Raw genomic sequence first — 6,524 nt, 5'->3', positions numbered from 1 at the left:
AGTCGTTCCCATTCAGCATCGCTCAAGTCACCCCGCCCCATGTCCACATCAACGACGCGGACGGCGAGTAGTCACATGATCGTCCGGACAAGTCCTAGGCATGGTGGGGCCCGAGGGAAGTAGTACGGGCACAGATCTGGCGATCACGGAGTTGCGACGCTCTGTGATCACTGGGGGCTTGCGCCTGCGCTCCCGTCATGGCTGACCGGAGCACTTTCAGCTTCTACGGCTACGGGGCTGCTCCTTGGCATCGTACTTCTGCCGGGCCTGCTCCACCTCGCCCAGGTTGACCGACCAGTGGGCGAGTGCTGCGAACAGCGGCGCCAGGCTGCGCGTCCAAGCCCCGAGCGCCGCCGCGGTGGTTCCACGGCAGGCCAGGTCTCCTTCACCCACGTCGCGACCGCCTCATCGTCGCGCTGCACGGCCCTGCGAGCCGGGACCTGGGGCGACCAGCCGTGCCGGTGCAGCAACAGGCACACCCCGGGCACGGTGTAGCTCTTGTGGAACATGCGCCCGATCAGCGTCCTGATCCGCGCGAGCGTCCAGCGCTCGTCAGACCAGCCGTGCGCCACCGCCCCCAACGCCAAGGCCGCCTCCAGCTTCACGAACAACTCGTCGCTGAGCTTGGGCAAGGACGCCGGCCCCTTCGAGACCAGGCCCTCTTCACCCCGCTCGGCCCACTCGCGCCGCCAGCGCTGTACCGAGCGCACATGAACCCGCAGCACCTTCGCCACCTCGGCGTTGTCGCTACCAGCCGCGAACATCGCACCCGCATCCAGACGGATCCGCTCGCGAAACGCCCTCCGCTCGGCAGTCAGCCCACCACCCTGCGCATACCTCATTACCGTGGTGTACCGCGACGATCACTACCTGTCAGCACCCCACGACATCACGCATTACAAGTCAGTAGGTAACTACTATCCCCTTGCCGGTAGCTTCCGTTGGGCCCACAGAGGACTCGTCAACGGGAGCGAACATGATTGTGGTAACTGGAGCTACGGGCAACGTCGGACAGCCGCTGGTTCGGGCGCTTGTCACGGCCGGTGAGCAGGTGACGGCGGTGTCGCGAGGGATCTCTGCACGAGACATGCCGACGGGGGTACGGCACCATCAGGCCGACCTGGCCGAGCCGGAAAGCCTCGCGCCCGCGCTCGACGGCGCCGACGCACTGTTCCTGCTGACCTCGGGCGACTTCGTATCAGCCGGTGGCAGCGTCAGCGACGTCCTCGATGTCGCGCGGGCGGGCGGGATCGGCCGGGTTGTCCTGCTGTCCTCCCAAGGAGTTGCCACGGGAAGCCACCCCTCGACACTGGAGGAGCCCGTCACGGAGTCGGGCCTGGAATGGACACTGCTGCGGCCGGGAGGTTTTAACTCCAACACGTTGCAGTGGGCCGAGATGGTCCGCGCGCAACGGATGGTCGGCGCGCCGTTCGGTGACGTCGCGCTGCCGACCATCGACCCGGCCGACATCGCCGAGGTCGCCGCCGCGGCATTGCGGGACGCCGGCCACGTCGGCAGGGTGTATGAGCTGACCGGGCCGGCGCCGATCTCACCTCGGCAGCAGGCGATGGCGATCGCCGACGCGCTGGGTGAGCCGGTGCGGTTCGTCGAACAAAGCCGCGCGGAGGCTCGGGCACAGATGCTGCAATTCATGCCCGAGCCGGCCGTGGAAGCCACCCTTGGCATCCTGGGCACGCCGAAAGCCGCTGAGCAGCGGGTGAGCCCCGACGTCGAGCAGGTCCTCGGCCGCCCGCCCCGCACCTTCGCCCAGTGGGCTGCGCGCAACATCGCAGCCTTCAAATAAGAGGTTGTGCAGGTAAGCCTGTGCTCAGGGACGGCGGTTCGGGCGTTCGTCTCAGCGGTAGGTCGTCCATGCCCGACGGATCAGGCTGCGCACGGTGATGATGGTGTCGGCCAGGTCGAAGAAGGCGTCGATGACAGTGACCCGGCGTTCGTAGCAGCGGGCGAGGCGGTGGAAGGCGTTCTGCCAGGCGTGGGTCCTCTCGACATGCCACCTCTGACTTGCCCGGATCGGTGCCTTCTCGCCCTTGTGTGCGATGCGGCCGTACAGGCCGCGCCCGCTCAGCAGGGCGCGGGTCTTGTCAGAGTCGTAGCCGGCGTCCAGGTGCACGGTCCCGTCGTCGGGTAGCGGGCCGAGGCCGTCCAGCAGGTCCAGGGTCGGGGCGAGCAGCGGCGAGTCGTGACGGTTGGCTCCGGCCGGCACGCGGCCCAGCGGGATTCCATAACCGTCCGTCATGCCCAAGCGTTCCAGGCCCTGCTTGCCGCGATCGACCGGTGAACGCCCGGCTGCCTCGCCGCCGCCGGGGGCTTTGGTGACGGAGCCGTCGACGGCGATCTGGTCCAGGACGAGGCCGACGATCCGGTCGTAGTACTCCAGCGCGATCTGCTTGAGTCTGGCGAGGATGCCGAGCCGAATCCACTCGTTCCGGCGGTTGCGGATCGTGGTGGCCGAGCAGGTCGTATCGGCGATCGCCTGGTAGGAGCAGCCGAACCGCAGGAGTTGCAGCATCTTGTCGAAGACGACCCGGTCGCTGATGCGTGGGCGGCGGCAGCCCAGTGGATGGTCCGGGTGATACTCCGGCCGCTCAGGCAGCAGGGCGACGAATTGGCCCCAGAGTGGTTCGGTCAGCCACGATGGCAGTACAGGCACAGGTCTCCCCGGTGATCACAGAGCGTCGCAAACTCCATGATCGCCAAGACCTGTGCCTGTCTTGTTGCCGGGTGCCACCACCACGCCTATCTGCGCGACCTCTAATCTGTGGCTCATGCATCAGCCCCGAAGGCGCGACCGGCGCCTGCCTCGCCGTGTGCCGTCGGCGTCGGCCCGAGGCCGGGTTCCCCGGCTCACACCCGACGGCGCTGATGTAGTCCTGGTCGGCTACTTCTCCGCGAAAGAGAAGGACTTCGAAGGGCGCATGACGTCGGCAGCCACTGCACTGGTGGCGCGTGGCGCTCGGGTCGTTGCGCAGTTCGTGCAGCGGCGGGGCGTTTCCGACGGCGGAGTCCGGAAGATGGGTCTGCCCTACTCGTCGCGGACTCCTCTGAGCTACGGCAAAGTCCGAGAGGTGGCACAGGCCTGCGACCAGGCCAACGTTGACGCGGTGGTCTTCGTTGCCGTTCTGACCGGACGTCAGCAACGCGCGCTGGCGGGCATGCTCGGCTGCCCCGCTGTGAGTCTTTCCGACGTCCTCGCCGCCGACTGATCGCCACTCGCAGCGGTCGTGACACACGCCTGCTTGGCCACCTGCGACACCGTGGAGGTGTACCGGCTCCTCGGTTCACCGGCGGTTCGCACAACCTGCCTCCATGTCCGGATCCGGGCACCTTCTTGACTGGTTGCAGCGCTGGTATGGCTCGCAGTGCGATGGTGACTGGGAGCACGAATGGGGCGTGGCGATCGCGACGCTCGACAACCCGGGCTGGTCCGTCAAGATTGATCTTGAGGAGACCGACCTGGCGGACCGGGAGTATCCCCGACCGCAGGTTGTTCGAAGTGAACATGACTGGGTGATGGCCTGGACCCCCGGGAAGGTGTTCCATGCCGCCTGGGGCCGGCAACTTGACCGAGGCTCTCGCGCTGTTCAGAGTCTGGGCGGCCGTGAGCGCCGGGCGGGTGATTCGATCCGGCCGTGAGCGCGGGGCGGCCCCCCACCTGTCCGACCTCACTGCACCGACCACCGGAACCGCTCGTCCGGCTCCTCCCGCCGCTCCAGCACTCCCGCGGCGGCCAAGTGCAGAAGAACCTCATGCAGGGCATTCCCCAACGGGTTGTCCGTCCAGAACACCCACTTGATCCGTGTGAAGGCCTCGGAATCGCCGAAGATCCCCAGTGAACAGCCCACCACGAAGGCGGCACGGTCCCAGTCCGTCCAGTTGGGCAAGCCCTCGGAAAGAGCCATGTAGCAAGCCTGGCAGCGCGGCACCAGGCCCGATGCGCGATTCCGGCTTCCGGGCGCGGTCCGGGCCGGGTCTGCGGGCGGGGGTGGCGGCGGCGAAGGACAACCAGCGTGAGCACGACGAGGCGTCGGGCACCGGCCTATTGGCCAAGCTGTCCCAAGCCGGCGTAGACGCGCAGCTCAGAGAGCCTGGTCGGCACCTTCCACCGACGCAGGGCGTCCGTTGCGCCGGATGGCCAGGCAGCCTCGCCCCGGTCGGCCACGAAGCGCACGACCCGCTGCTGCGCGTCGCTCAGGTCGCCGAAGGACTGAGGAGGCTCGGCGGGATCGCCCGGGAAAACCAGCCCGAACAGCACCTGCCCGGTGTAGTACCTGTCATCGAACCCTTCGACGCCAGTACTGTCGGCCAGGCCGATCAGCATGGCATCGACCGCCTTGAGCGTCGTGCCTTCGGACGTTGCGGCCAGGGCCATCGCCGCGAGACTCATGTAGGAGCCGCTCAGAAACGACATGGTCCCGGTCTTCTCAGGCGGCCGGGCGACGACCTGTGTCAGCACGTCGACGACGGCCGGGTCGGCGATGCCGAATCGCGTCAGCGCGAAGGCGGAGGCCCAACGCAACTCGACGATCGGGCTGTCCAGGTAGCGCCGGATGAAGGGGACAGCCGCCGGTTCGCCGAGCAGGCCGAGGGCGACGATTCCCGTCGCCGTCGCGCCGGGCGAATCCTCCTCGGCGATGAACGCCTTCAAGAGCGGAATCGACGTCGCCGAGGACTCGGGGAACCACGCCAGCAAGTTTGCCGTCATGGCCCGCAGTTCAGGGCTGTCCGAGGTCAGCAGGACGGTAAGTGCGGGAAGTGCTTCCCGGACGGAGTCATGGCACCGCACCACCGCTTCGGCGGCGATGAGCACGTGAGCCCAGGTCTCCTCGCGATCTTTGCGTTGCTCGTCGTCCTCCGCTTCGCGGATCCACTGAGCCCACCCATCGGCTTCGCCGCGTAGATTCGCCAGGGCGGCGCGGTCTTCCCGAGGGTCATAGCCGTTCGGCAGGTAGTTGTTGTCCAGCCCGATCGCGATGGCGACCAGCAGACCGACGATCCGATGCCTGTTGACCAGCCTCGGATCGAGCGCCATCCGCACGAGGAAAGGCACGGTGTACACCGCCGCCTGCGATCGCGTGCCCTGGTGCACGATGTGGCTCGCGAGTTGCGCAGCCGGCGGGTACCCGCCCTCCCAGTCCCCGGCTTGCATCGCCCGGAGGTGTCCGGGGACGTCGTCGGCCATGCCGTAGGAGTGCTGCAGCTGGGCCCAGGGCACATCGTCCAGGCCTGCGAGAGGGTCGTCGCTCGTCACGGCAGCAGATCCTGGCACACCAGCATGTGGAGGGGACACGATGAGTCCCCGGACACGGCACCCGGCACGCACCTGCTGCGCTCATTCTGCTGGCCTCCCGCACGGAAGGAACGTCGCCCGCAAGAACATGGCGGGAAAGGCGCCTGAGGGCAGGGCGGCGGCCGCGCCGCGCCCTCGCCAGAGTACTGCGGCCGTAGATCCCGATCGTGTGTCGGCAGCCCTTACCACCAGAGCACCGCCGGCGACCCGCGGGAAGAGTCACCATGCCATGGCAGACCGGGCCCGCATCTCGGAGCGGGTCGCCACCGCGCTGGAGCCCTTGAGCGCGTTGACCGGCGTCCGCGAAGGGGAGTGGCTGTCACAGCAGGCCTATACGCTGCGAGGGATAACGGCCTGAGACCGGAAGGCACGATGACCCGCACTACCCGTCCGACGGTTGAGGCGATACTCGCCGTGCTGCCCGAACTCGCCTCCTACGCGCGCGACGCGGTCATCCTGCACCCCGAGCGCGCGGAGCTGGACCCCTGGAGCAGCTCCATCGGCGGACCGCTGCTGTGGCCGAGTGACGAACCGTGGCCCGAGTGTTCCCTGCCCGACGCGAGCGACCCCGCCGGTTCGCCTGCCGCGGCCATGGTGCCGGTCGCACAGATCTTCCGACGCGACGTGCCGGGCCCCTGGTGGCCCGTCGGCATCGACCTCCTGCAGATCCTCTGGTGCCCCAATGAACACTGGGATCCTCCGGCCTCGCAAGCCGACGTCAGCCCCGTGGTGGAGCTGCGCTGGCGTCGGGCCGCCGCCGTCCTCGGCCCCTTGACGACTCCGCCGCCGCCCTCACGGTATGAAGAGGACGGCTACCTGCCGCAGCCGTGCGCCATCACCGCCGAGCGCGTGACCGACTTCCCCTTCCGGGAGGAACTGCCGGCGGACCTCCGCCCGCGCCTTGAGGAACTGGTCCGCGAGACCGGCGACGGCGGCGACGTCATCACCCGCCTCGCCGGCTGGAAGCTCGGCGGCTGGCCCACCTGGCACCTGACGCAGCCCATGGTCTTCGCCTGCGACGACTGCGGCACGGCCATGACACTCATGTTCACCGTGGCCAGCGACGACGAGACGGGCGTGGTCGTCGGCCGATCGGGAGACCTGCGCATCTTCACCTGCCCCGCCGACCACCGCCATGGGTTCCAGGTGGACCTGCACTGACGTTCGCCTGTGCGGCGGTGCCCCTTCGTACAGGGACGGGCATCGCCATGCTGCA

Annotated in this window: 8 protein-coding genes; 4 read left to right on the top strand and 4 right to left on the bottom strand. The window is 68.2% G+C overall.

What is annotated here, in order from left to right:
- Positions 1-167 precede the first annotated feature (167 nt).
- Positions 168-842 (bottom strand): winged helix-turn-helix domain-containing protein, encoded by a 675-nt coding sequence (locus PV342_RS34180; protein ID WP_500320073.1) that lies wholly within the window; start codon positions 840-842, stop codon positions 168-170.
- A gap of 134 nt (positions 843-976) precedes the next feature.
- On the opposite strand from PV342_RS34180, the gene PV342_RS34175 reads away from it, so the two are divergent.
- Positions 977-1,804, top strand: coding sequence for an NAD(P)H-binding protein (locus PV342_RS34175; RefSeq protein WP_500320071.1), 828 nt, complete (start codon positions 977-979; stop codon positions 1,802-1,804).
- Positions 1,805-1,855: 51 nt separating this feature from the next.
- Here PV342_RS34175 and PV342_RS34170 read toward each other — a convergent pair whose 3' ends face one another.
- Complete coding sequence (locus PV342_RS34170; RefSeq protein WP_500320069.1) at positions 1,856-2,671, bottom strand: IS5 family transposase; 816 nt, start codon at positions 2,669-2,671, stop codon at positions 1,856-1,858.
- A gap of 115 nt (positions 2,672-2,786) precedes the next feature.
- On the opposite strand from PV342_RS34170, the gene PV342_RS34165 reads away from it, so the two are divergent.
- Positions 2,787-3,224: an HflX-like GTP-binding protein gene (locus tag PV342_RS34165; protein WP_400805966.1), complete on the top strand. Its 438-nt coding sequence runs from the start codon at positions 2,787-2,789 to the stop codon at positions 3,222-3,224.
- A 103-nt stretch (positions 3,225-3,327) separates the two neighbouring features.
- A complete protein-coding gene (locus PV342_RS34160) occupies positions 3,328-3,654 on the top strand; it encodes an immunity 53 family protein (protein ID WP_500320067.1) in 327 nt (108 codons plus the stop codon).
- 29 nt (positions 3,655-3,683) lie between these two features.
- Here PV342_RS34160 and PV342_RS34155 read toward each other — a convergent pair whose 3' ends face one another.
- Positions 3,684-3,920 carry a hypothetical protein gene (locus tag PV342_RS34155; protein ID WP_400805970.1) on the bottom strand — a complete coding sequence of 79 codons (237 nt, stop codon included), beginning with the start codon at positions 3,918-3,920 and terminating at the stop codon, positions 3,684-3,686.
- A 137-nt stretch (positions 3,921-4,057) separates the two neighbouring features.
- On the bottom strand, positions 4,058-5,269 hold the full coding sequence (locus PV342_RS34150; RefSeq protein ID WP_400805973.1) for a HEAT repeat domain-containing protein: 1,212 nt from the start codon (positions 5,267-5,269) through the stop codon (positions 4,058-4,060).
- A gap of 411 nt (positions 5,270-5,680) precedes the next feature.
- Between PV342_RS34150 and PV342_RS34145 the strand changes: the two genes are divergently transcribed.
- Complete coding sequence (locus PV342_RS34145; RefSeq protein ID WP_400805976.1) at positions 5,681-6,469, top strand: hypothetical protein; 789 nt, start codon at positions 5,681-5,683, stop codon at positions 6,467-6,469.
- Positions 6,470-6,524 lie beyond the last annotated feature (55 nt).

The organism is Streptomyces sp. PA03-3a (genome assembly GCF_033792735.1).
GTDB lineage: Bacteria > Actinomycetota > Actinomycetes > Streptomycetales > Streptomycetaceae > Actinacidiphila.
Note: the sequence above shows the minus strand (reverse complement) of the source record. Positions and strands in the feature narration are given on the sequence as shown.

What these genes read in the sequence shown, in the direction of transcription:
- PV342_RS34180 (WP_500320073.1), bottom strand. Translation starts at nt 842, where the DNA reads ATGAGGTATGCGCAGGGTGGTGGGCTGACTGCCGAGCGGAGGGCGTTT.
- PV342_RS34175 (WP_500320071.1), top strand. Translation starts at nt 977, where the DNA reads ATGATTGTGGTAACTGGAGCTACGGGCAACGTCGGACAGCCGCTGGTT.
- PV342_RS34165 (WP_400805966.1), top strand. Translation starts at nt 2,787, where the DNA reads ATGCATCAGCCCCGAAGGCGCGACCGGCGCCTGCCTCGCCGTGTGCCG.
- PV342_RS34160 (WP_500320067.1), top strand. Translation starts at nt 3,328, where the DNA reads ATGTCCGGATCCGGGCACCTTCTTGACTGGTTGCAGCGCTGGTATGGC.
- PV342_RS34155 (WP_400805970.1), bottom strand. Translation starts at nt 3,920, where the DNA reads ATGGCTCTTTCCGAGGGCTTGCCCAACTGGACGGACTGGGACCGTGCC.
- PV342_RS34145 (WP_400805976.1), top strand. Translation starts at nt 5,681, where the DNA reads ATGACCCGCACTACCCGTCCGACGGTTGAGGCGATACTCGCCGTGCTG.